Here is a 26,138-nt window from a genome sequence, read left to right on the forward strand (position 1 = left end):
AAGCGCGGGGCGTCGCGTATGCGGGGAGCGCGAAATCCTTTCGTACGGCGGGGAGCGCGGAGGAGCGCGGCCCCGGCTCAGTCCTGGTAGAGCCCGGACAGCGCGTCGGCGTACTTGTCCCGGATGACCCGGCGCCGCATCTTCAGCGAGGGCGTCAGCTCGCCGGTCGCCGGACCCCACTCCTCGGCCAGCAGTTCGTACCGCTTGACCTGCTCGGTGCGGTTGAGCCGGGAGTTGGCGGCGGCCACCGCACGCTCCGCCTCGGCGCGGACGGCGGGATGTCGCGCCAGCCCGGCGAGTCCGCCGTCCGCCTCGACGCCGTTGGCCGCGGCCCAGGCGGGGGCGGCCTCCGCGTCGAGCACCAGCAGGGCGACGAGGTAGGAGCGCCCGTCGCCGTGCACCAGCGCCTGGCCGATCAGCGGGTGCTCCTTGAGCGCGTTCTCCACCAGGGCCGGCGAGACGTTCTTGCCCGTGGAGGTGATGATCATCTCCTTCTTCCGGTCGGTGAGCCAGAGATAGCCGTCCTCGTCCGTCCGGCCGATGTCGCCGGTGGCCAGCCAGCCGTCGGCGTCCAGGGCGGACCGCACCGATCCGTCGGTCTGGAGGTACCCGGAGAAGACCGACGACCCTCGCACCTCGATCTCGCCGTCCTCGGCGAGCCGGACCTCCACGGACTCCACGGGGCGTCCCACCGAGCCGAGCCGGAAGCCGGTCCGCGGGCTGTTGGTGGTGGCCACGCCGGTGGTCTCGGTCAGCCCCCAGGCGTCCATGATCACGATGCCGAACCCGGCCCAGAAGTTCACCACGTCGACCGGCATGGGCGCCGACGCGCTGGCCGCCCAGGTCACCCGGTCCAGTCCGCCCGCGGCCAGCAGCGGCAGCAGCACCGCCTGGCGGGCGCGGGCGTAGCGCTCCTCGAGCTCGGCGGGCGGCGTCTCGCCCCGCTCGCGGTACCCGACGTGCTCGCGGGCCACCGCGGACGCCTCGTCGATGACCGCCCGCTGCTCGGCCGGCATCAGGGAGAGGACGGCCCGCACGGCGGCGCACAGCTTCTCCCAGATCCGCGGCACGCCGAAGAACTGCGCGGGGCGCACCTTGCGCACGACCTCGCCCACGCCCGTGGGGTCGGCGCAGAGGTACACGTGCGAGACCCGGTGGCAGGGCAGGTAGATGCCCAGCATCCGCTCGGCGATATGGGCGAACGGCAGGTAGCAGATGTGCTCGACGTGCGGCGGCAGCTCCACCACGGCGTCCAGCGCAAGGGCGTTGGCCATCACCTGGCGGTGGGTGAGGACGACGCCCTTGGGCTCCCCGGTGGTGCCGGAGGTGTAGACGACGGTCAGCGGGTCGTCGGGGCGCGCGGCGTCCAGCTCCTTGGCGAACTGCTCCGGTACCGGCTCGCGGAGCAGGGCGGCGTACGGGAAGTGGCTGCCCTCGGCGCCCGCCTCGGCCACCACCAGCCGCCCCAGCGGGGTGTCGGCGTCGGACAGCAGCGGCTCCCAGACCTCCACCTGCGCCGTCCCCTCCACGACGGCGACACGGGCCCGGCAGTTGCGGGCGATGTGGGTGATCTGCTCGGGGGCCGCGGTGCCGTAGACGCTGACCGGGATGGCCCCGAGGCGGACGAGCGCCAGGTCGGACAGCCAGTGTTCGGGCCGGTTGGCCATCATCAGCAGCACATGGTCGCCGCGGCCGACGCCGAGCGCCGCGTAACCGGCCGCCAGTCTCTCGGTGTGCTCGTGGATCTCCGCCCAGGTGAGCTTCGTCCAGTCGCCGTTCCCGTCCGCCGGCCGCCAGGAGAGGCCGGGGAGTTCGGGGTAATCACGGGCGTTGCGGGCCAGCAGCTGCGGCAGGGTCCGGTCGGCCGGGGCGTCGGGCAGTTCGCCGGTGGTGCGGGGCGCTGAAGTCATCTGGGCCTCCTTGCGGGTCGGAAGGGAACGTCCGGGGAGACCGGGGCGGTGGGGCGCCCCGGCAGGCGTGCCGGGAGGAGCGCGGAGGAAGTGCGGAGGGCTGCCGTGGGCCGGCCGCGCGGAACGGACGACCCGGCCCACGGTGGCCGGTCGGTGCTCAGGAGGTGCGGGTACGGGCCGAGGGCGCCGCGGACCCCCGGATGGGATCGGAGTCCGTGAAGGTCTCGCCCTGCCCGGCCTTGCGCAGCAGCAGCTCGGGCGGGGCGAAGCGCTCGCCGTGCTTCCCGGCCAGCTCCCGCGCCCGGGCCACGAAGCCGGGCAACCCGACACCTGCCCCGGCGACGCCGTCGTAGCCGTTGATGTACTGGAGCACGCCGCCGGTCCACGGCGGGAAGCCGATGCCGAGCAGCGAGCCGATGTTGGCGTCCGCCACCGAGACCAGCACGCCCTCCTCCAGGCAGCGCACCGAGTCCAGCGCCTCCACGAAGAGCATCCTCTCCACCAGCTCGGTCAGCTCGGCGGGCTGCTTCGCGGGGTCCGTGAAGTGCTCGCGCAGGCCCGGCCACAGCCCGGCCCGCTTGCCGTCCACGTAGTCGTAGAAACCCGCGCCGCCTGAGCGCCCCGGGCGGCCGAACTCGTCGATCATGCGGTCCACGACGGCGTCCGCGGGGTGCGGCTCCCAGTTGTGCCCCGCCTCCTCGGCCGCGCGGCGGCTCTCCTCGCGGATCTTGCGCGGGAGGGTGAGGGTGAGCTCGTCCATCAGGTTGAGGACCTTGGCCGGGTAGCCGGCCTGCGCCGCGGCCTGCTCGACGGAGGCGGGGTCGATGCCCTCGCCCACCATGGCGACGCCCTCGTTGATGAAGTGGCCGATGACCCGGGAGGTGAAGAAGCCGCGCGAGTCGTTGACCACGATCGGCGTCTTGCGGATCTGCCGCACCAGGTCGAAGGCGCGCGCCAGGGCCTCGTCCCCGGTCTTCTCCCCCTTGATGATCTCCACCAGCGGCATCTTGTCGACCGGGGAGAAGAAGTGCAGGCCGATGAAGTCCTGTGGTCGCTCGACGCCCTTGGCGAGGCCGGTGATGGGCAGGGTGGAGGTGTTGGAGCACAGCAGGGGGTACCCCCGGACGGAGTTTGGGGGAGCGTCGGGGGCGACGACGTCCTGGATCTCCTGGAAGACCTTGTGCTTGAGTCCGGTGTCCTCGAAGACGGCCTCGATCACCGCGTCGCACCCGGCCAGGTCGTGGACCTCGGCGGTCGGGGTGATACGGGCCAGCAGGGCGTCCGCCTTTCCCTGCGTGGTGCGGCCGCGCGCGACGGCCTTGGCGCACAGCTTCTCGGAGTAGGCCCTGCCCTTGGCGGCCGCCTCGGCGGACACGTCCTTGAGAACGACCTCGATGCCCGCCCTGGCGCAGGAGTAGGCGATGCCCGCGCCCATCATGCCCGCGCCCAGCACGGCGACCTTGGTCACCTTGTGCGGCTCGACCCCCTTCGGGCGGCTGGCCCCGGAGTTGACCGCCTGGAGGTCGAAGAAGAACGCCTGGATCATGTTCTTGGTGATCTGCCCGGTGACGAGTTCGGTCAGATACTCGGCTTCCACGACGAAGGACGTGTCCACGTCGACCTGGGCGCTCTCCACGGCCGCAGCGAGGATGTTGCGCGGCGCCGGGTAGGGGGCGCCGCCCGTCTTCTTCTTCAACAGCGCGGGGAAAGCCGGGAGTTGGGCGGCGAGCTTCGGGGTCGAGGGTGTGCCCCCTGGGATGCGGTAGCCCGGGGCGTCCCACCGCTGGGCGGACTCTGGGTTGGCGTCCACGAACGCCCGTGCCCTGGCAAGGAGTTCGCCCTGATCGGCGGCGATCTCGTCGACCAGGCCCGCCTCCAGGGCGCGCGCCGGTCCGTACTGGGTGCCTTCCAGAAGCACCTTCTGCAGGGCGTCCGCGACGCCGAACATCCGGACGGTGCGGGTCACTCCCCCGCCTCCGGGCAGCAGGCCCAGGGTGACTTCGGGAAGCCCGACGCGGACGGCCGGGGTGTCCAGCACCACGCGGTGGTGGCAGGCCAGGGCAATCTCGTAACCGCCGCCCAGAGCCGCGCCGTTGATCGCGGCGACGACCGGCTTGCCCAGGGTCTCCAGGATGCGCAGCGAGCGCTTGACCCGCATGCCGGCCTCGAAGGACGCCTTCGCGGTCTCGGGGGTGACGGAGATCAGGTCGCGCAGGTCGCCGCCGGCGAAGAAGCTCTTCTTGGCGGAGGCGATGATGACGCCCCGGATGTCGTCACGGCGTCCCGCGAGCTGCGCCGCGACGGCGTCCAGCGAGTCGATGAACGCGGCGTTCATGGTGTTGGCGGACTGGCTCGGGTCGTCGAGGACGAGGGTGACGACGTGGTCGTCGGACTCCTCCCAGCGGATGGTGGAGGGTCGTGCGGTGGGGCCCATGGCTGAGGTCTCCTGTGAAGGTGAACGGCTGCGCAGGTGGACGGTGCGGTCAGAAGCGTTCGACGACGGTGGCGATGCCCATACCGCCGCCGACGCACAGGGTCGCCAGCCCGTACCGCAGGTCGCGGCGCTCCAGTTCGTCCACGAGGGTGCCGAGGATCATGGCGCCGGTGGCCCCGAGCGGGTGGCCCATGGCGATGGCCCCGCCGTTGACGTTGACCTTGTCCGGGGAAAGCCCCATGTCCTTGACGTACCGTAGGACGACCGCGGCGAAGGCCTCGTTGATCTCGACCAGGTCGAGGTCCTCGACGGTCAGCCCGGCCTTGGCGAGCGCCTTGCGGGAGGCGGGGGCGGGCCCGGTCAGCATGATGGTGGGCTCGGCGCCCGAGACGGCGGCGGAGACGATCCGGGCACGCGGGGTCAGGCCGTGACGCTCGCCGGCCTCCTTGCTGCCGATGGCGACCAGGGCGGCGCCGTCGACGATGCCGGAGGAGTTGCCCGCGTGGTGGACGTGGTCGATCTTCTCCACCCAGTGGTACTTCTGCAGGGCGACGGCGTCGAAGCCGGCCAGCTCGCCGGTCTGTGCGAAGGAGGGCTTGAGCGCCGCCAGGCTCTCGGCGGTGGTGCCGGGCCGGATGTGCTCGTCGCGGTCGAGGACGAGCAGCCCGTTGCGGTCCCGGACGGGGACGACGGACCTGTCGAAGCGGCCGTCCTTCCAGGCCGCGGTGGCCCGCTCCTGGGAGAGAGCCGCGTAGGCGTCCACGTCGTGGCGGGTGAAGCCCTCCAGGGTGGCGATGAGGTCGGCGCCGATGCCCTGCGGGACGAAGCCGGTGTCGTGGTTGGTGCGCGGGTCCAGCGCCCAGGCTCCGCCGTCGCTGCCCATCGGGACGCGGGACATGGACTCCACGCCGCCTGCCAGGACCAGGTCTTCCCATCCTGAACGGACCTTCATGGCAGCCATGTTGACGGCTTCGAGACCTGAGGCGCAGAAGCGGTTCTCCTGGACACCGGCCACGGTGTCCGGCAGTCCGGCGACGATGGCGGCGGTGCGGGCGATGTCGGCGCCCTGGTCACCGACAGGGCCGACCACGCCGAGGACGATGTCGTCGATCGCTGCCGGGTCGAGGTCCGGGAAGCGGCGGAGGGTCTCGTGGATCAGGCCGACGACCAGGTCGATCGGCTTGGTGCCGTGCAGGGCCCCGTTCGCCTTGCCGCGACCGCGCGGGGTGCGGATCGCGTCGTACACGTACGCTTCGGTGCTCACCTTGGGTGCCTTCCATGTCGGGTCGTGAGAAGCCGCGCATGCAGCACAGGTGCCGATGTGGGCAGTTGGACGTGGCTCAACCGAGGAGGGAGCGGCCGATGATCTCCTTCATGATCTCGGTGGTGCCGCCGTAGATGGTCTGGATGCGGCCGTCGAGGAACGCCCGGGCTACCCGGAACTCGTTCATGTAGCCGTAGCCGCCGTGGAGTTGCAGACATCGGTCGACGACCCGCTTCTGCAGTTCGGTGGCCCACCACTTGGCCATCGAGGCGTGCACGGCGTCGAGCCGGCCCTGGCTGTGCTCGGTGATGCAGCGGTCCAGGAAGGTCCGGGTGACCGCGGCCTCGGTGGCCATCTCGGCGATCTCGAAGCGGATGTGCTGGAGCTTCGCCAGCGGCCGTCCGAACGCCTCGCGCTCCTTCACGTACCGCGTGGTGACGTCCAGGATCTCCTCGGCCGCGGCGGCGGCGCCGACCGCGATGGCCAGCCGCTCCTGGGCGAGGTTGCCCATCAGGTAGGTGAAGGCGTGGTTCTCCTCCCCCAGCAGGTTGTCCTTGGGGACGCGCACCTCGTTGAAGAACAACTCGGCGGTGTCCTGCGCCTTCTGGCCGATCTTGTCGAGGTTGCGGCCGCGTTCGAAGCCGTCCATGCCGCGCTCGACGACGAGCAGGCTCTGCCCTCCGCTGCCGCCCTCGGGCGTGGTGCGGGCCACCACGACGACGAGGTCGGCGAGGATGCCGTTGGAGATGAAGGTCTTCGCGCCGTTGAGCAGGTAGTGGTCGCCCTGGTCGGTGGCGGTGGTCCGGATGCCCTGCAGGTCGGAACCGGCTCCGGGTTCCGTCATGGCGATCGCGGTGACGATGTCGCCGGAGACGAACCCGGGCAGCCAGCGCCGCTTCTGCTCCTCGGTGGCGAGCCGGGTCAGGTACGGGCCGACGATGTCGTTGTGCAGGCTCAGGGCCAGTCCGGAGGCGCCGGCCCGGGCGAACTCCTCGATGAGCACGGCGCTGTACCGGAAGTCCTCGGTCCCCCCGCCGCCGTACTCCTCGCCGACGGCCAGGCCCAGCAGGCCCTGGCGACCCGCCGAGCGCCACACCTCGCGGTCGACGACGCCCTCCTTCTCCCACCGTTCGTGGTGCGGGGCCACCTCCTTGGCCAGGAAGGTCCGCACGGTCTTGCGGAAGGCCTCGTGGTCGGGGCCGTACAGGTCTCGCTCCATTGTCACAACCAACTCCTCACGCGCTCGATCAGCCGAGCGGGATCGGGATCGACCGGAGTGACGTTGAGCATCGTCACGCCCGCCTCGCGGAAGACCTCGACACGGTCGCGGACATAGCCCTCCGGGCCGGCCAGGCAGATCTGTTCCAGCAGTTCGGCCGGCACGGCGGCCTCGGCGTCCTTCTTGCGGCCCGCGAGGTAGTGCTCCTGGATGGTGGCCGCGGCGGCCTCGTAGCCGTAGGCGCAGACCAGGTCGTGGTAGAAGTTGCGGCCGGGTGCCCCCATGCCGCCGACGTACAGGGCGACGGTGGGGCGCATCAGGTCGCGGACCGCGTCGGCGCCGTCGCCGATGGCGAGCAGGCCGCCCGCCACGACCGACAGCGGACCGAGCGCGGGGTCGCGCTTGGCGGCGCCCTCGGCCAGGGACCGGCCCCACACCTTGGCGGCGTGTTCCGGCGCGTAGAGGAACGGCAGCCAGCCGTCGGCGAGTTCGGCGGTCATCCGGACGTTGGCCGGGCCGAGCGCGGCGACGTACACGGGGATGGCGTCGCGGACCGGATGGGTGAGCAGCTTCAGGGGCTTGCCGTGGGTGCCGCCCTTCTCGGGCGGCAGGGGCAGGTCGGTGATGCCGTGGTGCTCGATCACCTCGCGCCGCCAGATCCGCCGCGACAGCTCGATCACCTCGCGGGTACGGCCCAGCGGGCGGTCGTAGCGCCGGCCGTGCCAGCCCTCGACGACCTGCGGTCCGGAGGCGCCGACGCCGAGGAGGGCGCGGCCGCCGGTCAGGGCGTCGAGTCCGGCCGCGGTCTGGGCGATCAGCGCGGGGGTGCGCGAGTAGACGTTCAGGATGGCCGAGCCGATCCGCATTCGCTCGGTCTTCGCGGCCAGGTATCCCATGATCGTCGCGGAGTCGAAGCCGTAGGCCTCGGCCACCCAGACGGCGTCGAGTCCCGCGGACTCCAGGGCGGCGGCCTGGTCCGCGGCGGCGCGCGGGTCGCCCGCGTACGTCAGGGGCGAGGACAGTTCCATCAGCGGTGGTCCTTCAGCAGTTCGGGCATGTCCCAGTCGCGGGCCACCTCGGCGGTGTGCGCGCCGGGGACGGCCGGAGGCAGGCGGAGGGTGCCGGGGGTGGCGGAGAAGCGGTGCGCGGGAGCGGGCTGGGTGATGCCGTACGCCTCGGTGTAGGTGCCGCGCCCGGTCAGGTGCGGGTGGCCGGCCGCCTCGCGCAGCGAGAGCACGGGGGCGACGCAGGCGTCGGTGCCTTCGAAGACGGCCGTCCACTCGTCGCGGGACGCGGTCCCGAACCGCGCGGTGAACCGGGCTCGCAACTCCGGCCAGTTGCGCGGGTCCGCGCGGTCCGGCAGGTCGTCCCCGTCCAGGCCCAGCAGGGAGACGAACGCGGTGTAGAACTGCGGCTCCAGGGCGCCGACCGCCATCCAGCCGCCGTCGCCGGTCTCGTAGACGCAGTAGTACGGGCAGCCGCCGTCGAGGAGGTTGCGTCCGCGGGCGTCCCGCCAGGTCCCCTCGGCGAGCATGCCCCAGAAGAGTGCGGTGAGGTGGGCCGTGCCGTCGACGATCGCGGCGTCCACCACCTGGCCGCGGCCGGTGGCGCGGGCGGTGAGCAGCGCCGCGAGGAGACCGGTGGTCAGGTAGAGCGAGCCGCCGGCGTAGTCGCCGAGCAGGTTGACGGGGACGGCGGGCGGTCCGTCCGGCGCGCCGACCATGGAGAGGGCGCCCGCCATGGCGATGTAGCCGATGTCGTGTCCGGCCAGGGGCGCGAGCGGCCCCTGCTGGCCCCAACCGGTCATCCGGCCGTACACCAGCGCGGGGTTGACGGCCATGCACTCCTCGGGGCCGACCCCGAGGCGCTCCGCGACACCCGGGCGGTATCCCTCCACCAGGATCTCCGCGCGCGCCGCCAACTCCCGTACGGTCTCGGGTCCTTCGGGCGACTTGAGGTCGACCAGGACCGAGCGCTTGTTGCGGTTGGTCACGTCGTACGCGGGGTCGCCGCCGAGCGGCGCGGGTCCGGGGCGGTCGACGCGCACCACGTCGGCGCCCAGATCGGCGAGCAGCATCGCGGCGAACGGGCCGGGGCCGATGCCCGCCAGCTCGACCACGCGCACTCCGTCCAGCGGCCCGGCGCTGCCGCGGCCCTGTGAGTCAGGGGGGTGGTGGCTCATGGGTTCCTCTCTCGGTGAACGGCGGACTCGCCGCCGCTCGACCGGGACCTTACTGAGCGTTCGTTAAGAACGTAGGAGCGTGCAGTTGATCGGTCAACTCCCTGATTGCCAGGAGTTTTTGGCGATACTCGTCAGGGAAGGGAGACGGAGACCGACACCGGTCGCGGCGATTCCCTGATCGATCGCTAAGTATTCGGGAGGAGAAAATCCGGACTCACGGCCGTACGATGTCGCCCGTCGACGCGCGTTCCGAGGAGAGTCGTTGAGCACCGAGCCGAGCCAGGACACCACGGCCCCAGCGCAGCACTGGCGCTCCTACGGGCCGCTCGACCTGCACCCGATCCTGGTGCACGCCATGGAGGCCTTCAACGAGCAGGGCTACCACGGCACTTCGGTCCGGGACATCGCCGGCCGGGTCGGCGTCACCGTACCCGCGCTGTACTACCACTACGAGAACAAGCAGGCCCTGCTCGCCACCCTGCTCGAGACGTCCATCAGGGACGTCCTGGACCGCTGTCGGGCGGCGGCCGCGGAGGCCGCGGACGATCCGCTGGCGAGGTTCTGCGGCATGGTCGAGTCGATCGTGCTCTACATGGCCCACCGCCGGCGCCTGGCCTTCCTGGACACCGAGATCCGCAGCCTGGAGCCGCAGAACCGGGCCCGCTACGTGGCCCTGCGCGACTATCTCCAGCACATGCTGCTGGACACGGTCGAAGCGGGCCGCGCCGAGGGCGTGTTCACCACGCCGATCCCGGCCGACGCCGTCCGCTCGGTCCTCATCATGTGCCAGGGGGTCGCCAACTGGTTCCGCCCCGACGGCCCGCTCACCGCGGAGGAGGTCGCCGAACGCCATGTACTGCTGAGCCTCGGCACCGTGGGGCACCCCGGCGCGCTCACCGGGGCAGCGACACTCCCGTTCCCCCGGCGGGCTCCCCTCCGGCACCCCTCTCCCGCGCGGCCCTCCACCCCCCAGGGCTCGGCCCCGCACGCCTCCCGGTGACGCGGGCGGGCAGAGGTTCCGTGCTCCTGCCGCACTTCCGAACCGTCTCCACGGTTTTCAGCATCGACGAGAGGACACCGTATGGACCCGCTCGAGGCTCGTGCCCGCTTCCGGGCGCTCCGCGAGACGGAGGGCCCGGTCAAGGCAGCCGAACTCGACGACATCTGGGCCGGGTTGGACACCGTCCGGCCCGAGGAGATCCTCGGCGAGTGGAAGGGTGGCGAGTTCCACACCGGCCACCCCCTCAACGGCAAGCTGGCAAAGGCGGGTTGGTACGGCAAGACGTTCACCGCCGTGCACGACGCCAAGCCGCTGATCTGCCGGGACGCGACGGGCGAGCTGTACTCCAACCGCGAGCTCGGCAAGGGCGAGGCCAGCCTGTGGACCGTCGAGTTCCGCGGGGAGTCGACGGCCACGATGGTCTACGACGGCCAGCCGGTCCTCGACCACTTCAAGCGGGTCGACGACACCACCCTCATGGGGATCATGAACGTCAAGGGCGTCCCCGCCGACGGCCCCTTCTTCTACTTCTTCCTCGAGCGCATCGCCGAGGCCACCCACGGGATGCACCGGTCCGGAGAAGGCTCGTGAGGCGCGTCCGCGCCGCGGTCACCCAGGCGCCGGGCGCACCGTTCACCGTCCGGGACGTGGAGCTCGAGGACCCACGGCCGCGCGAGGTGCTGGTCAGGATGACCGCGGTCGGGGTGTGCCACACGGACCTGGGGATGCAGGCCACCTGGCCCCGGCAGCTCACCCCCATGGTCTTCGGCCACGAGGGCGCCGGCCGGGTCGAGGCGGTGGGCGCAGAGGTGACCGGCGTCGCACCGGGGGACCACGTCTGCCTCACGTTCGCCAGTTGCGGCGCGTGCCGGCAGTGCGCGGCGGGCCACCCGGCGTACTGCCGTGCCGCGCGGGCCCTCAACTTCTCCGGCGGACGCGGCGACGGCACCACTGCGCTTCAGATCGACGGCGCCCCGCTCCACGGCGGCTTCTTCGGACAGTCCAGCTTCGCCACGTACGCCGTCGTCCACGAACGGGGAGTGGTCAAGGTGCCCTCCGGCCTGCCTGCCGCGGTCACGGCGCCGCTGGGCTGCGGAGGGCAGACGGGCGCGGGGACCGTGCTCAACCGACTGCGCCCCGAACCGGGCACCTCACTCGTGGTCCTCGGGGCCGGCGGGGTCGGGCTGAGTGCGCTGATGGCCGCGGTGGCCGTGGGCTGCGACCCGGTGGTGGCCGTCGACCCGGGCGCCTCCCGGCGAGCCCTGGCCGTCGAACTCGGCGCCAAGGCGGCCCTGGCCCCGGGCGACGGTCTGGTGGCGGCGCTGCGCGACCTCACCAGTGGTGGGGCGCACCAGGTCGTCGACACCACGGGCCGTCCGGAGATGCTCCACCATGCCGTCGGGGCGCTGCGCCCGCGTGGCGAACTCGCCCTCCTCGCCCTCGGCGGTGAGGTGACGTTCGACGTGAAGAGCCTGATCGCCAAGGGGGTTCGCGTCCACGGGGTGATCGAGGGCGACTCCGACCCCGCCCGCTTCATCCCCGAACTGGTCGCTCTGCACCGGCGCGGCCTCTTCCCGGTGGACCAACTGGTCACCACGTTCCCCTTCGAGGACATCGACGCCGCCGTGACCGCCATGCGCGACGGCAGCGCGGTCAAGCCGGTCCTCACCTTCACCTGACCGGACGCCACCGGGCCGGCCGCCCCGGCCCGGCGCGTCGCCCCACGGATGCCCCGTGATGCCCACCGGGTCCGCGTCCCAGGCCACGTCGGTGCCGCTCGTCGACGGTGCGCGACGACGCCATGGATCTCCCGGGTGTCGTCCGCCGGCTCCCTGCGGGACACGGCGAAGGCGGGGCAGGCGCGGAAGAACCGTCACGACGAGAGAGGCACGGCGTCCGCCGGGTTCGTGTGCCGGCTCGTCACGACCGGCTCGTCGGCCAGGATGCCGTCCACCCTCACCGAGACCGGATTGGGGTCGCCCCACCCACTCATGCCTCGCCGGCGCCACCCGGACGACATGGGAAGTGATTCGGGATTCGCGTCCCGTGCAGTCCGCGCCGTCGTAGCCCAAGACCTTCGAGCGACGTGTGATTGACTACTCCGCATGGCCCCGTCTCCGTATCCGCCCGTTCGGCCGTGACCGCCGATCCGACCACGGCTACTCGGCCCCGCAACCGCAAGCAGCTCATCGTCGAGGCGGCTGGCCGAGTCTTCAGCGAGCGCGGCTACCACAGGGCGTCCATGGAGGAGATCGCCGCCGGCGTGGGCATCACCGCGGCGGCCCTGTACCGGCACTTCCCGAACAAGTACGCGCTCTTCGCCGAGTGCGCCGACGTCATGGCGGACCGGCTTGTCGCCGCGCTCGACGAGGTGCCGCCCGGAGCAACTCTGAGGGATGTGCTCACCGCCGTCACCCGGGTCACCGTCGCGCATCGCGCGTCGGGCGGCGTGTACCGATGGGAGGCCCGGTACCTCAACCGTGAGGACCGCCGGCATCTCAGGGCGAAGTTCGGGCACCTCGTCGGGCGGGTCGACGAGGCGGTGCAGCGCGAGTACTCGCTGCCTGACGAGGGCCTGCGGGCCGTGGCAGCCCTCGGTGCGATCGGGTCCATCACGATGCATCACACCTCTATCGCTCAACGCCGGGTCGAGGAACTGTTGTTGGCATCCGCGCTCCGCGTGGCCGCGACCGATCCCGCGGCGGCCCGACGGGGCGCACGCCCCGTCGAGCTGCCCGCCCAGCCGGTGCCGCGCACCCGACGCGCGGAGATCCTCGCGGCCGCCATCCCGCTGTTCGCACGGGACGGGTTCACCAGTGTCACGAACGGACAGATCGCGGAGGCGGTGGGGCTGGCACCGTCCGCGCTCTACCGTCACTACCCCGGCAAGGTCGACATCCTGGCGGCGGCGTGCCTTCAGGCGGCGGGACTGCTGGCCCAGGGGGTGGACCAGAGTCTTCATGAGGTGGCCGGCCCGCACGACGCCATCGTCGCGCTGGCGGCGACGTACGTGGCCTACAGCTTCGAGTACACCGCGCTCAACAGCGTTGCCGAAGCCGAGTTCGCCGGTTTGCCGGACGACCTGCGGCGGCCCCTGGTCCTCGCACAGCGTGAACACATCGCCGTCTGGGAGCAGCAGTTGCGGCTGGCCCGTCCGGAGCTGGACCCGCGCCAGACCCGGGTGCTGGTGCACGCGGGGTTCGGCGTGGCGGTCGAGGCCGGACGCAGACTGCGGTGGCAGGACAGCCATGACCACCGTGACGCAGTGACCGCTCTGGTCGTGGGTGCCCTGGGCCTGTGAACGGGCACCGGCACCAAGCACGCGATGAGACGCCGCGCCGCCGAGCGCCTCGCGTGGAAGTCACCCAGGTGCCCGCCCCTCGGCGCACCTGCCGCGGGACGGGCACCGGTGGGATCGGACCGGCAGCTCAGCCGGCCGGCCTGTTGCCGGTGGGGATCGTGATGGGGGTGGTGGTCGCGGAGGAGCCCTTGTTGAGGAACAGCATGGCCAGGGCGCGCACGAACTGGTCAATCATGTAGAAGGCGCCGGGGACGACGGGGGACAGCCCCTCGCGGAACAGGATGTAGGCCGGCCATGCGGTGCGGACCAGGGCCGCTGCCGCGTAGTCGCGTTTCAGTCCCAGCCAGTCGCCGATCTCGTCGCTGAGGACGTAGCGCACGAACTCGTTCAGGAACCCGCGGGTGACGCCGAGATCGACCTGTGCGGTCAGACCGAGCAGATCCTCGGCCAGATCGATGCCCTCGGTCGTCGGGGCGAGGATCGGGGTGAGCACCTGCGCCGACTGCGCTTCCGCGGCCGCCCAGGTCTGGGGAATGTACTCGTCCGGCACACCGAGCAGGTGAAGAGCGACCTGCCACGAATGCAGAAAGGCCTCCTGGTCCGCGGCCGGGAACGGGACCTTCCAGTCGAGCAGCCTCCTGCGCACGTAGGTTCCCAGGCTGTGGAAGGTGACCAGGATGTCGGCGGCGCTGATCGGGATGGCCTCGTCGGTGACCGCCTTCCACTGCGGCGATTGCGGCAGCAGGTGACGCACCGCGGCGTGCACCAGCCGCGTCTTGTTGGCGGTGACGACGAACTGTCCCGTCGGCTCGAAGGCTCCCAACTGGGACAGGTCGTAGCCGAACGTGAACGTCTTGGCCGCGCGGTCCTGCATGTTGGCGCCACCCGCGGACCAGTAGACGCTTCTGGCCTCACGCGGGATCACGGTGCTCATGATTCCGCTGCCGAGGCCATACAGCATGAACAGGTAGGTGTCCCTGCGCCGGTTGAAGTCGGCTGCGCGGGCCAGCTTGGCGGGGTCGGCCCAGGAGGGCAGCTTGTTGACCTGCTGCAGATGTGCGGTGAGGTCGGCCGGCAGGCCGCTGGGCAGCGGGTCACCGTTGTTCACCCACCCCTTTATCACGGTGTTGACCGACGGAACCTGGCCGTTGTCGATCAGCGCAGCCATCAGAGGATCCACTGCGCTGTCCCAGACGTACTCCGGATCGGCACCCGTGCCGGTTCCGGCCACCGAGCCCGCCGACGACCACGACCACGCCTTGGCGCTGTCCACCACGCTTACGAGACCGAGCGCGACACCGAGGGACAGGACTCTGCGCCTGTTCAGATTTTGCATTGACTTACCCGCTTCCCTGAGGATCAGACGGTGCTATGCATCGCTTGCGGCATGCCAGTTGCGCCAACATCACGCTTCGGATCCTGCTCAGTGATGTGATTTCTCGTTAACATAGCGAGGTGTGTCACCGTCGGCAATGGTGGTGACCGAGGGGTCGTTGCCGACGCTGGTCCCCGGCCCGTACGCCGGAGAAGCCCCCATGGCCACGGAGCAGGATCAGGGCCCGGCGCCTTCGACCACTGGGGCGTCGAGTTCTCGACCCGCGTGGGTGACCGACGAGTTGATCGCGCAATGGTGTGAGTGGGTGCGTCGGTACGGGACAAGACTTGCGATGTGCGGAGCCACACGGGAGGCGATGGTGTCCGCCGATGCCCGCCGGCCTCAGCCTCACGTGGGCATGGGTCCTACGCGACTGTCAGCGAAGCAGGCACGCTGCGGCCCGCCTCCAGCGGTTCTGCACCAGGATCCGGACCATTCCCGGACCAGTGGTCCGCCATCGGCCGCGAGACTGGCTCTCTTCGCCGGTCAGCGCGCGATCGCGGTACCACCAGCGGACGGAGAACCTCCTGGTGCCGTACTCGCCGAAGAAATCGGGCTTCTTCTGGAGGCCGGGACAGGGGCGCGTGACGGATCTTTTCACCCGTCACGCGCCGGGCTCGGTGCGGGATCAGGCCACGCTGGTCGCCACAGAGTGCCTTGGGCGGCGCGGGGTCTGGCTGCGGTAGGTGTGGCCGAGTTCCGGGCCGAGTCCGAAGTAGTGGCGGAAGTTGTAGATGAGCGGGCTCCAGGCAGCGGGGTCGACGTGGTCCGTGCCGGGCACGACGATGCGCGGGTCGACGTGGACCTTCCGCACGACGGTCTCGGCGATGACGAAGTCCCCGGAGACGTCCGGCTGCACCCGCTCGGCGCGGGCCTCCAGCTGGATCGGGCATTCGGCGACGCGCGGAGGCCGGACCACCTCGGAGGGGCTCTCGCACAGACCGGCCGCGCCGAACTTGTCCGGCTCGAACCGGCAGCCCACCGCCTTGGTGGCGGGCACCGGATCCCGTCCGGTCAGCGGCGCCAGTCGCTCCACCGCCTGCCACTGGTCCGGGGCGGGCAGATTGATCACAAGATCGGGCCGGCGGCCCAGGTTCCGCGCCGTCTGCCCGTCGCGGCCCAGTCCCAGCACCACCGTTTGCCCGAGCGCCCACGCCGAGGAGATCGGGGCGAGATTGAAGGTGCCGTCATCGTTCTCCGTCGACAGGAGCACCACGGGTGTCCCGAAGTACAGGATGCTCGGCTCGATCACTATGTGGCGAGTGGGCTCCGGTGCGGTGCCACGTGGTTCGGTGCGCATGCTTCGGAGCCTAGGATCCGGACAGTTCGGCTCGGACCGAAGCGTTGTTCAGGGCCGGTCGATCGGACCATGGCGGTCGATGAAGCGTCCCGAGCCGGCGTCGGACGATTCGGTCGCCAGGCGGACGATCGCGTCGGTGCCCTCGGTGACCGTCTGGGGGCCGCTGTGACCGTTGAGATCGGTCGCCGTATAGCCGGGGTCGGCGGCATTGACGCGGATGTCCTTGAGCGCCTTGGCGTACTGCGTGGTCAGCATCGTGAGGGCGGCCTTGGAGGCGGTGTAGAGGGGCGCGACCACCGAGGACTCGGCCCGCGACGGGTCGTGGGTGATGGCGAGCGATCCCATCCCGCTGCTGACGTTGACGATGACCGGATCCGCGGACCGGCGCAGCAGCGGCAGGAAGGCGGTGGTCGTCCGGACCACGCCGAAGAGGTTGACGTCGAAGACGGCGAGAGCGTCCGCGCCGGTCAGGTCGCTGGGATCGCCGTGGGGACCGTGGACACCGGCGTTGTTGATCAGGACGTCGATCAGGCCTTCGTGTTCGGCGACGTCGGCCGCCGCCGCGGCCACGGAGGCGTCGTCTGTGACGTCGATGGTGACGAATCGCGCGCCCAGCGTGGCGGCGGCCGCGGCGCCCCGCTCCGGATCGCGGGCCCCCACGAGCACGGTGTGACCGAGTTCGATGAGGCGGCGGGCGGTCTCGTGACCGAGTCCCTTGCTGGCTCCCGTGATGAACGTGATGGTCATGCGTCGATCGTCCGCGACGCGCCGGAGCTGCTCCAGGGACGGTTCGGCCGTAGGAAACGAAGTACCACCCTCGACGGGATGGGGGAGGATGGACGACATGGCAACGAAGGACGGCGTCGGACTGGGCCCGACGATCCGCGCCTGGCGGGAGCGGTTGTCACCGTCGTCCGTCGGGCTGCCGGAAGGCGGCCGGGCACGCCGGGCGGCCGGGCTGCGCCGCGAGGAACTCGCCGAACGTGCCGGTGTGTCGGTCGACTACGTGGTCCGCCTGGAGCAGGGCCGGGCAACGACGCCTTCCGCGCAGGTGGTCGCCTCCCTCGCGCACGCCCTGCAGTTGGCCACCACCGAGCGCGACCATCTCTACCGCATGGCCGGACTGGTCCCGCCGCTCGACGGGCCGATCCCCGATCGCGTCCCACCTGGCGTTCACCGTGTGCTGAACCGGCTCGGCGATGTTGCGGTCGCCGTGTTCGCCGCGGACTGGCAGATGATCTGGTGGAACCCCGGGTGGGCTGCGCTTCTCGGCGACCCGTCGAACTCGCCGCAGGAACTGCGCAACTTCGCCCGTGAGAGGTTCCCGGTCGGCTCCGAGCGCGTACGCATCTCCCTGTGGCCGGTGTTCGTCGAGGACAGCGCCGGCTCGGACCTCGCCATCGTGTCCGACCTGCGCCGCGCGACCGGCCGCTTCCCCCACGACACACGCCTGACGGAGCTGATCCGGGACCTGACCGCGGGCAATGAGACCTTCGCCCGGCTGTGGGCGAGCGGTACCGTGGCCGCGCACCGCGAGGATCACAAGACGATCGAGCACCCGACGGTCGGTCCCGTCGACGTGGACTGCGATGTCCTGACCGACGGCGAGTCCGAGTTCAAGATCGTGATCCTGAGCGCGCCGCCCCGCAGCGCGAACGAGGACAGATTCCGGCTCGCGCTGTCCGCCGTCTCCGACAGCACGGCCGTGCCCGCCCACTGACCACGGCCCGGATCTGGTGGCATCTGCGAGGGGTCCGGGCCGCTGGGGACTGTCACGCGCGGTCGGGGGCCGTGCCGCCGGTCAGGAGGCGGGCGCCCGCGTCGGCGGTTCCCGAGACCACTTCGCCGACCTTCTTGCGTGCTGCTTGTTCACCAGCGGTCAGACCTACCCGCCGGTCTCCAGTCCGGGGCCGGCCGAAAGCGCCGCCATGGCCGAGGCTGGGCGGCGGCCGAACTCCTCGGCGATCGAGGTGGGGTCTGGACGGAGAACTCGCCGACGCCCTCGCCCCGTTGGTCCGGTACGGCGTCTGGTCCCGGCGGCGCTGTCAGGGGCGGCACTCGTGCGCACCGCCCTGGGAGCCGGCCCGGGCGCGATCGACGCCCGACAAGCCGGCCGGTCCGGTCACGGCTCCAGCGTCACGTCCCCGCACAGGTGCACCTCGACGCCGAGTTCGGCGAAGAACGCGGCCTTGGCGCGCAGTGCCTTGTCGGCGGTCACCGCGTCGGGGGCGTAGGCCACGTTGAGGTGGTTGGCGCGGTGGCGGGCCATGAACTGGTCGCGGGTGACGCCGTGCAGGACCGCGTGCATGATCGGCCACTGGTGGTTGGTGGCATCCAGCCGGCGCCGGGTCTCCTCCTCGGGCAGCTCGATCGAGGTGGCCCGGCCGAGGTCGACGTGGAGCCGGCCGTCCATCAGGAACACGCGCGACCAGACGATCTCGCCCGGCTTGGAGACACCGCTGAGCGTGCCGCCGCCGAGCGGGAAGAACATCGGGGGCTGGCGCATGCTGTACGACTTGTCGTAGCCGCCGTTGTGCGAGGCGGGCACCGAGCCGGAGATCTCGAAGACCCAGACGAACCGGCCGTCGTACTCCTCACCCCAGCGGATGTCGTGCAGCGTGGTGGCCGGGTCGAGGCCCATCGCCGTCCAGATGCGGTTCGTGACAAGGGAGTCGACGGCGACGCCCTCGTCCACCTCGTTGAAGTGGGGCAGCGGCGCGCCCGCGTAGAGCTCACGGGCGCCGTCACGGCTGAGCACCGGCGGGCGCTGGACGTTGTTGAGCAGTCCCTCGGCGAGGTCGCTGGCCGGGACGGTGTCCTTCAGGCCCTGCTGGTACTGGATGCCGACCGCGTCGAGTCCGAAGTCGTCGGCGATGCGCAGCGCGGCTATGTACATCTTGAACTGGCTGAGCAGCTGCGCGTCGGTCAGTTCGGTGGCCTCGTCGGTGCCGGTGTGGAAGGCCATGCCTGCGTGGTCGAGCCAGACGCGGACCGCCCGGGCCTCCTCTTCGGAGACCTTCTTCATCTCGGCGACCAGGGCGCTCTGCGACAGGCGCTCCTTGTAGATACCGAGAGGGTTGAGGAACTCGTCGTCGATGATGGCGTTGTACATGCCCATGCAGCCCTCGTCGAAGACGCCGATGATCGCCTTCTCCTCGCGCAGCCGGCGGGCGAGGGCCACGCCCAGTTCGGTCTCCGGGTCCCGCGGCAGGGGCGGCAGGGGCCGGACGTGGCCGGTGTCGTGGGTGAGGGTGCCCGTCTCCAGCCAGGTGCGCAGGCCCTCGCGCGCCCACTCGTCGGTGAAGTCGGCGCTCCACAGAACGGAGTAGTCGCGTCCCGCCTTGGTGAGACTGCCGGCGAGGTTGAGCAGGCCGACCAGGCCCGGAAACTCACCGCTCCAGTTGGCCACGACCAGGATCGGGCCCTCGTGACTGCGCAGACCGGCGAGGACGTGGTGGCTGTACTGCCAGACGGCCTCGACGACGATCAGCGGGGCGTCCTTGGGCAGGGTCTTGAAGACCTCGATGCCGGCGCGCTGGCTGTCGATGAAGCCGTGGCCCTTGGCCTCGTCGACCGCGTGACCGCGGCGCAGCTTCCAGCCGAGGTCCGTCACGGCCGCGGCGAGGTCGCTCTCCAGCCTCTCCTGGGTGTGCCAGCAGGTGACGTTGGCGGCAGGGCGCAGGTCGCCGCTGGCCACGGTGTAGACGGTGTGCGGCTCGGCGGCCGGCGGCCGGTTGAGCTCGGGCAGGGAGTACGTGGTCATGCGGTCTCCGTAGGTTGTGCGTTCGGCCCCGGAGCGGGGCCACTGTGTCGAGCAGTGGGTGAATCCGGTGTGACGGGCCTCGGCGCAGGCCGGTGCCGGCCGCCGACGAGCGGGCGGCGACCGGCCGTCGCCGAGCAGGTGGAGGCGGCCGTCCCGCGGGCAGGTGGAGGCGGCCGTCCCGCGGGCAGGTGGAGGCGGCCGTCCGCGGGCACGTACGAGGTGCCCGTCAGCGCTCCTGCAGTGCCGCCAGGGCATGGACGACGTCCGCGCTGTCCGGGTACAGCCGCCGGTAGAGGGCGTACGACGCGTCGTAGCGCTCGGTGTGTGCTGCGCCTGGCGTCACCGTCTCGCGCACCGGGTTCCAGTCGTCGATGGACGCGTCCCCGACGAGCTGGGCGGCCAGCAGCGCACCGCCGTAGCTGGCGCCGATGGTGGTGGTGCGCAGTTCCTGCGGGCGGCCGGTGATGTCGGAGACGATCTGCGTCCACAGGGAGCCCTGGGTGCCGCCGCCGACGGCGACCACGCGACGGATGTCGCCGCCGGCCTCCTCGATGACCTCGATGTTGTGGCGGACCCCGAACCCGGTGGCCTCCAGGGCGGCCCGGTAGAGGTCGCCGCGGGTGTGGGAGAGGGTCAGCCCGGCGATCACTCCGCGGGCGTCCGGGTCCATGACCGGGGTGCGCTCGCCGGAGAAGTACGGCAGCATCAGCAGGCCGTTGGCGCCCGGGCCGGACTCGGCGGCCAGGCGGGTGAGCTCGGCGTGGTCGGTGCCGTCGAACAGGTCGCGCAGCCAGTTGGTCACCGCACCGGAGGTGGCCATGCCGCCCGCCAGGTTCCGGGTCCCGGGCAGCGCGCCGACCGTTCCCCACAGGGACGGGCTGGTGAGCGGCTTGGGCACGGTGTGGATCAGGAACATGGTGGTGCCATACATGAGCATCAGGTCGCCGGTGTGCTGGGCGCCCACGCTCAGGGCCTCGGCCCAGGCGTCGATGGTGCCGGTGGTCACCGGGATACCGGCCGGCAGTCCGGTCTCCCGGGCGGCCTCGGCGGTGAGGGTGCCGGCCGCCTCGCCGGACCAGCGCAGCGGCGGCAGGTCGATGCCGGGGGCGACTTCGGCGGCCCAGGGGGCGTACCACTCGCCGGCGAGAGTGTCGTACAGCGGGGTGCACTGGCTGGCCGAGTGGTGGTCCAGGACGTAGGTGCCCGTCAGCTTTCCGACCAGCCAGGAGCTCGGCATGTAGAGACGGCGGGCGCGGGCGTAGAGCTCGGGCTCCTCGTCGGCGATCCAGGCGATCTTCGGGCCGGCGGCCTGGGTGGTGAGTGCGGAGCCGCAGCGGCGGATGATCTCGTCGGCGCCTAGCCGCGCCTCGATGCGCTCGATCTGCCGGACCGAGCGGGTGTCCACGCCATAGAGGACGGCGGGCCGCAGCGGGGTGTCGTCCTCGTCGGTCAGCAGCACGCAGGGGCCCATGCCGCTCACTCCGACGGCGACCACGCAGGTGTCGCCCGCCGCGGTCAACTCCCGGGTCAGCTCGGTGAACTCGCGCCACCACACGGAGGCGTCCATCTCGAAGCGGCCGGGGCCGGGGCGTGCGGGGGTGTGTTCCCGTACGGCCGAGCGGATCAGGGAACCGTCCAGACCGACGAGGACTCCCTTGCTGCTCGAGGTGCCGATGTCCACACCGATGACTGCGTTGCGAAGCATGGCGAGCACGCTGGCAGAAATCGATTTCAACGTCAAGGGAGCGCGCAAAAGTTGCCGTTTTCCCCAAGATTCGCCGTATCCGATCAGTGCTTGTCCGCCACGAAAGCAGCCGTCGGTCCCACCCCTTGACACGCCCGGGGACCGCACCTACCTTCCGGTGAAATGGATTTCAAAGGTGTTTCACCGGCATGACGACGGCACCCCCACCACCGGCATGACGGTGCGACCCGCACCCCACCCACGAGGGCACGACACGATGACGACCTTTGGACTCGACGGCATCTCCCGCAGGACGCGTGCCGTGAGTCGTTCCATCAGCGCCGAGAACGTCACCGGCACCAAGTCCGGCGGAGGCCGCGCCACGGAGGGCACCGGAGCGGTGGCGGCGAGCCGGCTGGGACCGGGCTGGAAGATCTCCCCCAGCATCGACATCGCCCCCGGTGCGACGGCGGTGCTCGCCGACATCGCGGGCCCGGGCACCGTCCGCCACCTGTGGTGCACGACCGACCCGCACCGGGCCTGGCGCGGCACGCTCCTGCGCATGTACTGGGAGGACGAGGAGGAGCCGGCCGTCGAGGTCCCGCTCGGCGACTTCTTCTGCAACGGCTGGAACACCTTCAGCCAGGTCTCGTCCGTGCCCGTCGCGGTGAACCCCAACGGCGGCTTCAATGCGTACTGGCCGATGCCGTTCCGCCGCAGGGCACGCATCACCCTGGAGAACCTGACCGCCGAGAAGGTCACGCTCTATTACCAGGTGGACTACGAGCTGGACGAAGTCACGGACGACGCCTCCTACTTCCACGCCCAGTGGCGCCGCAGCCACCCGGTGCCGTTCGGCGAGGTCCACACCCTGCTCGACGGCGTCATCGGCGCCGGCAGCTATGTAGGCACCTATCTCGCCTGGGGCGTCAACAGCCCGGGCTGGTGGGGCGAGGGCGAGCTGAAGTTCTTCCTCGACGGCGACGGGGAGTTCCCGACGATCTGCGGGACCGGCACCGAGGACTACTTCGGCGGCGCCTGGAACTTCGACGTCCCCGGCCAGGGCTACACCGCCTACACCACTCCCTACCTGGGCCTGAACCAGATCCTGCGCCCGGACGGGCTGTACCGCAGCCAGCAGCGGTTCGGGATGTACCGCTGGCACGTCCTGGACCCCGTGCGCTTCGCCCAGGACCTTCGCGTCACCGTGCAGAGCCTCGGCATCGGCCCGGGCCAGGGCAACGGCCTGCCGCACCGCTACCGGCACACCAGTGACGACATCGCGAGCACGTCGCTGTTCTACCTGGACGCCCCGTCTTCCGCGTCCCGTCCGGCCACGCCGGACCTGCTGACGCTCGAAGTCGACTGACCCACTTCTCCCAGCCCCATCCCACTCCGACAGGAGCGCACGCATGCTCCAGCACGGCAACGACGCCGAGCGTCCCCCCAGAGCGCACGGCACCTCAGGCCGCGACTCCAACACCTCAGGCCCCGGTCTCCCCTCCGGCACCTCACGCCGCCGCTTCCTCACCGCGGTCGCGGGCGCCGGAGCGGCCGCGGCGTCCCCGGCCCTGCTCACCGGTTGCGGCACGGCCCAGGCGAAGGGCGGCAACCTCCAGTTCTGGAACTTCTACGGACCGCAGCGCTCGCCCGACCCGGCGATCAACGCGCAGTCCAAGTGGTTCGTCGACATGGTCGCCAAGTGGAACGCCACCCACAAGACGCAGATCGACCTCGTCTACCTGCCGCAGCCCACCTACCTCAACGGATTCAAGCTGCCGTCCGCCTTCGCCACCGGCGAGGGCCCTGACATCTTCCTCCTCTCCCCCGGCGACTTCCTGCGCTACTACAACGGCGGCGTGCTGGCCGACCTCACTCCGCACATGGAGAAGGAGGCCATCGACGACTTCGGCTCCGCGCTCGACAGCCGCAGGGTCGACGGCAAGGTCTACGCCCTGCCCATGGAGATCGAGCCGCTGGCCATGTTCTACGCCCAGGACGTCTGGGAGAAGGCCGGCCTGTCCGAGGCCGACATCCCCACCACCTGGGACCAGATGCTGGACATCGGCGACAAGCTGCGCACCAAGACCCGGGCCGGCCTGGTCTTCGAGACCCAGCCCGGCTACTACCAGAACTTCACCTGGTACCCGTGGATGTGGCAGGGCGGCGGCGATGTCCTGGACCACCAGGGCAAGGTCATCTTCGACTCCAGGGCCACCCGCCAGGCCCTCGCGCTGTGGCAGGACGCCGTACGCCACGGCATCGCCCCGCGCACCGTGCCCGCCGCGGGCGATGTGATCGGCGGCTTCAAGGGCGGCAACGTCGCCCTGTGGCAGCAGGGCATCTGGAACGTCTCCAGCTTCAAGGCGTTCGCGCCCAAGTACCGCTACGGCGTCTTCAGGCTGCCGGTGCCGCCGGGCGGCAAGTACGTCACCACCCTGGGCGGCTGGTCCTTCTGCGCCAACGCGCAGGGCCGCAACCCCGAGGCGGCGGCAGAGTTCTGCGTCTGGGCGCTGGGGTCCATGAAGGACGATTCCATCGACCGGATGGTCGACTGGTGCGTCGGCGCAAAGTCCGACGTGGCGCCTCGCGCCACCGCCCTGGAGCGCGGAGCCGCCAAGGGCGGTTACGACTCCGAGATCATGAAGAAGTTCAAGGACGACATCTTCCCGGGCGGCCGTGCCGAACCGCGCTACCCCCCGGTCGTCTACAAGGCGATCTCCGACGCCGTCCAGGGCACCATGCTCGCCGGCCGCGGGGTTGCCGGCGAGGCGGAGAGAGCCGCCCAGTCCATCGCGGCCTACACCAAGAGCTACAAGGGGGCGAGCCTGGTATGAGCAGCGTCGCCGCACAGGAGAACCGCCGGGCCACCGTGGCCACGACGCGGACGCCCGCCTCGTCCGACAGGCCGAGGCTCAGCCGCAAACACCGCGAGTGGCTGGCCGCCGGCCTGTTCCTCGCCCCCGACGTGCTCGGGCTGCTGATCTTCGTCGCCATCCCGATGGTGTTCTCCATCGTGCTGAGCTTCTTCCAGGTCAGCGGCTTCGGCAGCTACGAGTGGATAGGTCTCGGCAACTACCGGCGGATGATGAACGACCCGCTGTTCTGGGACTCGATGAAGATCACCGGCGAGTACGTCGTGATCCTCGTGCCCGTCCTGTTCTGCGTGAGCCTCGGCCTCGGCCTGCTGGTCAAGCAGAAGCTGCCCGGAATGGGCGCCTACCGCACCGCGCTCTTCCTGCCGTACGTCATCAGCCTCGTGGTGGTCGGCGTGCTGTGGAAGTTCATGCTCGACGAGCAGACCGGTGTGGTGAACCGGGCCATGCGGGCGGCCGGGTTCGACGGCAAGTCCTGGCTCGGCAGCCCGTCCCTGGCCCTCGGCTGCCTCATCGCGGTCACGGTGTGGGTCATGATGGGCTACTACATGATCATCTTCCTGGCGGGCCTGCAGGAGATCCCCAAAGAGTTCTACGAGGCCGCGAAGCTCGACGGCGCGGGACCGTGGACCACCTTCCGCACCATCACCTGGCCGCTGCTGCGCCCCACCAGCTTCTTCGTCCTGCTGATGTCGACGGTCGCCGCCATCACCGGCGGACTCGACCTGATCTTCGTCCTGACCAACGGCGGCCCCGCCAACGGCACCTCGCTGGCGATCTTCTACATCTACCAACAGGCCTTCGGATTCGGGGAGTACGGCTATGCGTCGGCCATGGGCTCGTTCCTGGTACTGATCATGGTCGTCCTCTCCGCGGTCATCTTCAAGCTCACGAGAGGCGGGAGGTTCGACGATGGCGAGTGACGCCATGGCGCGCCGGGCCCACACGAGCGCAGGCCGGCGCCGGCCGCTCTCCTCACGCACCGGACTGACGGTCCTGGCCGTCGTCCTGTCGCTGATCAGCGTCTTCCCCGTGGTGTGGATGGTCACGTCGTCCTTCAAGACGCGTGCCACCGTCACCGACGGGAACCTGATCCCGCGGGAATTCACCTTCCAGAACTTCGTCTACGTCTTCACCGAGGTGCCGTTCGGGCGCTATCTGTGGAACAGCTTCTTCATCTCCGCCGTGATCACCGTGGCGGCCCTGTTCTTCCACTCGATGGCCGCCTACGCGTTGGCACGGCTGCGCTTTCCCGGCCGCGAGAAGGTGTTCGGTGCGATCTTCGCAACCCTCCTGGTCACCATCCCGGTCGTGCTGATCCCGCTGTTCCTGGTGGCCCGCCAGCTGGGCCTGCTCGACAGCTACGCCGGCCTGATCATCCCGGCGATCTTCAACGCGTTCGGCATCTTCCTGCTGCGGCAGTTCTACCTGGGCCTGCCCAAGGAACTGGAGGAGGCGGCGATCGTCGACGGCTGCGGCCACTGGCGGGTCTACTGGAACATCGTCCTGCCGATGTCCCGGCCGATCCTCTCGGCCCTGGCGATCTTCTTCTTCCTCGCCAACTGGAACGCCTTCGTCTGGCCGCTGGTGGCCACCAACAACCAGGACCTCACGGTGATCCAGCTCGGCATCGCCTCGTTCCAGACGCAGTACACCTCCAACTGGAACTACATCCTGGCGGCGGCGACGGTGGCCGCGCTGCCCATGCTGGTGCTGTTCTTCGTCTTCCAGCGGCAGATCGTGGAGTCGATCAAGACGTCCGGCCTCAAGTGACGCCGTGACGACGGAAGGGGCGCCGCAGGAGTGCGGCGCCCCTTCCGTCGTCCGGTG

General features: G+C 70.7%; 20 protein-coding genes. 9 read left to right on the top strand and 11 right to left on the bottom strand.

Annotation, left to right across the window (positions count from 1 at the left end):
- Nucleotides 1-77 precede the first annotated feature (77 nt).
- The 6 genes from IEZ19_RS28420 to IEZ19_RS28445 all read right to left on the bottom strand — a co-directional run bounded on the left by IEZ19_RS28420 (nucleotide 78) and on the right by IEZ19_RS28445 (nucleotide 9,009).
- Complete coding sequence (locus IEZ19_RS28420; RefSeq protein WP_189314169.1) at nucleotides 78-1,910, bottom strand: AMP-dependent synthetase/ligase; 1,833 nt, start codon at nucleotides 1,908-1,910, stop codon at nucleotides 78-80.
- Nucleotides 1,911-2,067: 157 nt separating this feature from the next.
- Entirely contained in the window at nucleotides 2,068-4,344 is a 2,277-nt protein-coding gene (locus tag IEZ19_RS28425; RefSeq protein WP_189314170.1) for a 3-hydroxyacyl-CoA dehydrogenase NAD-binding domain-containing protein, read from the bottom strand.
- Nucleotides 4,345-4,393: 49 nt separating this feature from the next.
- Complete coding sequence (locus IEZ19_RS28430) at nucleotides 4,394-5,608, bottom strand: acetyl-CoA C-acetyltransferase (protein WP_189314171.1); 1,215 nt, start codon at nucleotides 5,606-5,608, stop codon at nucleotides 4,394-4,396.
- A 76-nt stretch (nucleotides 5,609-5,684) separates the two neighbouring features.
- Nucleotides 5,685-6,827, bottom strand: a complete 1,143-nt coding sequence (locus IEZ19_RS28435) for an acyl-CoA dehydrogenase family protein (RefSeq protein WP_189314260.1) — start codon at nucleotides 6,825-6,827, stop codon at nucleotides 5,685-5,687.
- Between the two features lie 2 nt (nucleotides 6,828-6,829).
- Nucleotides 6,830-7,855: an LLM class F420-dependent oxidoreductase gene (locus tag IEZ19_RS28440; RefSeq protein WP_189314172.1), complete on the bottom strand. Its 1,026-nt coding sequence runs from the start codon at nucleotides 7,853-7,855 to the stop codon at nucleotides 6,830-6,832.
- Complete coding sequence (locus IEZ19_RS28445) at nucleotides 7,855-9,009, bottom strand: CaiB/BaiF CoA transferase family protein (protein ID WP_189314173.1); 1,155 nt, start codon at nucleotides 9,007-9,009, stop codon at nucleotides 7,855-7,857. The genes IEZ19_RS28440 and IEZ19_RS28445 overlap by 1 nt, the downstream gene beginning before the upstream one ends.
- Nucleotides 9,010-9,271: 262 nt before the next feature.
- Between IEZ19_RS28445 and IEZ19_RS28450 the strand changes: the two genes are divergently transcribed.
- From IEZ19_RS28450 to IEZ19_RS28465, 4 genes are all read left to right on the top strand, one after another.
- Nucleotides 9,272-10,009, top strand: a complete 738-nt coding sequence (locus IEZ19_RS28450) for a TetR/AcrR family transcriptional regulator (RefSeq protein ID WP_189314174.1) — start codon at nucleotides 9,272-9,274, stop codon at nucleotides 10,007-10,009.
- 81 nt (nucleotides 10,010-10,090) lie between these two features.
- Complete coding sequence (locus tag IEZ19_RS28455) at nucleotides 10,091-10,600, top strand: DUF4334 domain-containing protein (RefSeq protein WP_189314175.1); 510 nt, start codon at nucleotides 10,091-10,093, stop codon at nucleotides 10,598-10,600.
- Nucleotides 10,597-11,688, top strand: a complete 1,092-nt coding sequence (locus tag IEZ19_RS28460; RefSeq protein ID WP_189314176.1) for an NAD(P)-dependent alcohol dehydrogenase — start codon at nucleotides 10,597-10,599, stop codon at nucleotides 11,686-11,688. Before IEZ19_RS28455 ends, IEZ19_RS28460 begins: the two co-directional genes overlap by 4 nt.
- 458 nt (nucleotides 11,689-12,146) lie before the next feature.
- The gene (locus IEZ19_RS28465) at nucleotides 12,147-13,310 is read left to right on the top strand and encodes a TetR/AcrR family transcriptional regulator (protein WP_189314177.1); all 1,164 of its coding nucleotides are present in this window, start codon (nucleotides 12,147-12,149) and stop codon (nucleotides 13,308-13,310) included.
- A 127-nt stretch (nucleotides 13,311-13,437) separates the two neighbouring features.
- Here IEZ19_RS28465 and IEZ19_RS28470 read toward each other — a convergent pair whose 3' ends face one another.
- The 3 genes from IEZ19_RS28470 to IEZ19_RS28480 form a co-directional block, all read right to left on the bottom strand.
- Nucleotides 13,438-14,646: an oxygenase MpaB family protein gene (locus IEZ19_RS28470; protein ID WP_189314178.1), complete on the bottom strand. Its 1,209-nt coding sequence runs from the start codon at nucleotides 14,644-14,646 to the stop codon at nucleotides 13,438-13,440.
- A 667-nt stretch (nucleotides 14,647-15,313) separates the two neighbouring features.
- The gene (locus IEZ19_RS28475; protein ID WP_189314179.1) at nucleotides 15,314-15,985 is read right to left on the bottom strand and encodes a flavin reductase family protein; all 672 of its coding nucleotides are present in this window, start codon (nucleotides 15,983-15,985) and stop codon (nucleotides 15,314-15,316) included.
- A gap of 48 nt (nucleotides 15,986-16,033) precedes the next feature.
- On the bottom strand, nucleotides 16,034-16,732 hold the full coding sequence (locus IEZ19_RS28480; RefSeq protein WP_189314180.1) for an SDR family NAD(P)-dependent oxidoreductase: 699 nt from the start codon (nucleotides 16,730-16,732) through the stop codon (nucleotides 16,034-16,036).
- 88 nt (nucleotides 16,733-16,820) lie between these two features.
- Here IEZ19_RS28480 and IEZ19_RS28485 point away from each other — a divergent pair, with 88 nt between their 5' ends.
- Nucleotides 16,821-17,705 carry a helix-turn-helix transcriptional regulator gene (locus tag IEZ19_RS28485; protein WP_189314181.1) on the top strand — a complete coding sequence of 295 codons (885 nt, stop codon included), beginning with the start codon at nucleotides 16,821-16,823 and terminating at the stop codon, nucleotides 17,703-17,705.
- Nucleotides 17,706-18,107: 402 nt separating this feature from the next.
- Here IEZ19_RS28485 and IEZ19_RS28490 read toward each other — a convergent pair whose 3' ends face one another.
- Nucleotides 18,108-19,748, bottom strand: coding sequence for a fucose isomerase (locus IEZ19_RS28490; protein WP_189314182.1), 1,641 nt, complete (start codon nucleotides 19,746-19,748; stop codon nucleotides 18,108-18,110).
- A 226-nt stretch (nucleotides 19,749-19,974) separates the two neighbouring features.
- Nucleotides 19,975-21,453 (bottom strand): FGGY-family carbohydrate kinase, encoded by a 1,479-nt coding sequence (locus IEZ19_RS28495; protein WP_189314183.1) that lies wholly within the window; start codon nucleotides 21,451-21,453, stop codon nucleotides 19,975-19,977.
- A gap of 301 nt (nucleotides 21,454-21,754) precedes the next feature.
- Here IEZ19_RS28495 and IEZ19_RS28500 point away from each other — a divergent pair, with 301 nt between their 5' ends.
- From IEZ19_RS28500 to IEZ19_RS28515, 4 genes are read left to right on the top strand one after another with little or no spacing between them, the layout of a single operon-like run.
- Nucleotides 21,755-22,801 carry a glycoside hydrolase family 172 protein gene (locus IEZ19_RS28500; RefSeq protein ID WP_229840904.1) on the top strand — a complete coding sequence of 349 codons (1,047 nt, stop codon included), beginning with the start codon at nucleotides 21,755-21,757 and terminating at the stop codon, nucleotides 22,799-22,801.
- A 43-nt stretch (nucleotides 22,802-22,844) separates the two neighbouring features.
- Complete coding sequence (locus IEZ19_RS28505; protein WP_189314185.1) at nucleotides 22,845-24,269, top strand: ABC transporter substrate-binding protein; 1,425 nt, start codon at nucleotides 22,845-22,847, stop codon at nucleotides 24,267-24,269.
- Nucleotides 24,266-25,231 (top strand): carbohydrate ABC transporter permease, encoded by a 966-nt coding sequence (locus IEZ19_RS28510; RefSeq protein ID WP_189314186.1) that lies wholly within the window; start codon nucleotides 24,266-24,268, stop codon nucleotides 25,229-25,231. The genes IEZ19_RS28505 and IEZ19_RS28510 overlap by 4 nt, the downstream gene beginning before the upstream one ends.
- Nucleotides 25,221-26,081 carry a carbohydrate ABC transporter permease gene (locus tag IEZ19_RS28515; RefSeq protein ID WP_229840907.1) on the top strand — a complete coding sequence of 287 codons (861 nt, stop codon included), beginning with the start codon at nucleotides 25,221-25,223 and terminating at the stop codon, nucleotides 26,079-26,081. The genes IEZ19_RS28510 and IEZ19_RS28515 overlap by 11 nt, the downstream gene beginning before the upstream one ends.
- The last annotated feature ends 57 nt before the right edge of the window (nucleotides 26,082-26,138 follow it).

The organism is Streptomyces brasiliensis, assembly GCF_014647875.1.
Lineage (GTDB): Bacteria > Actinomycetota > Actinomycetes > Streptomycetales > Streptomycetaceae > Streptomyces > Streptomyces brasiliensis.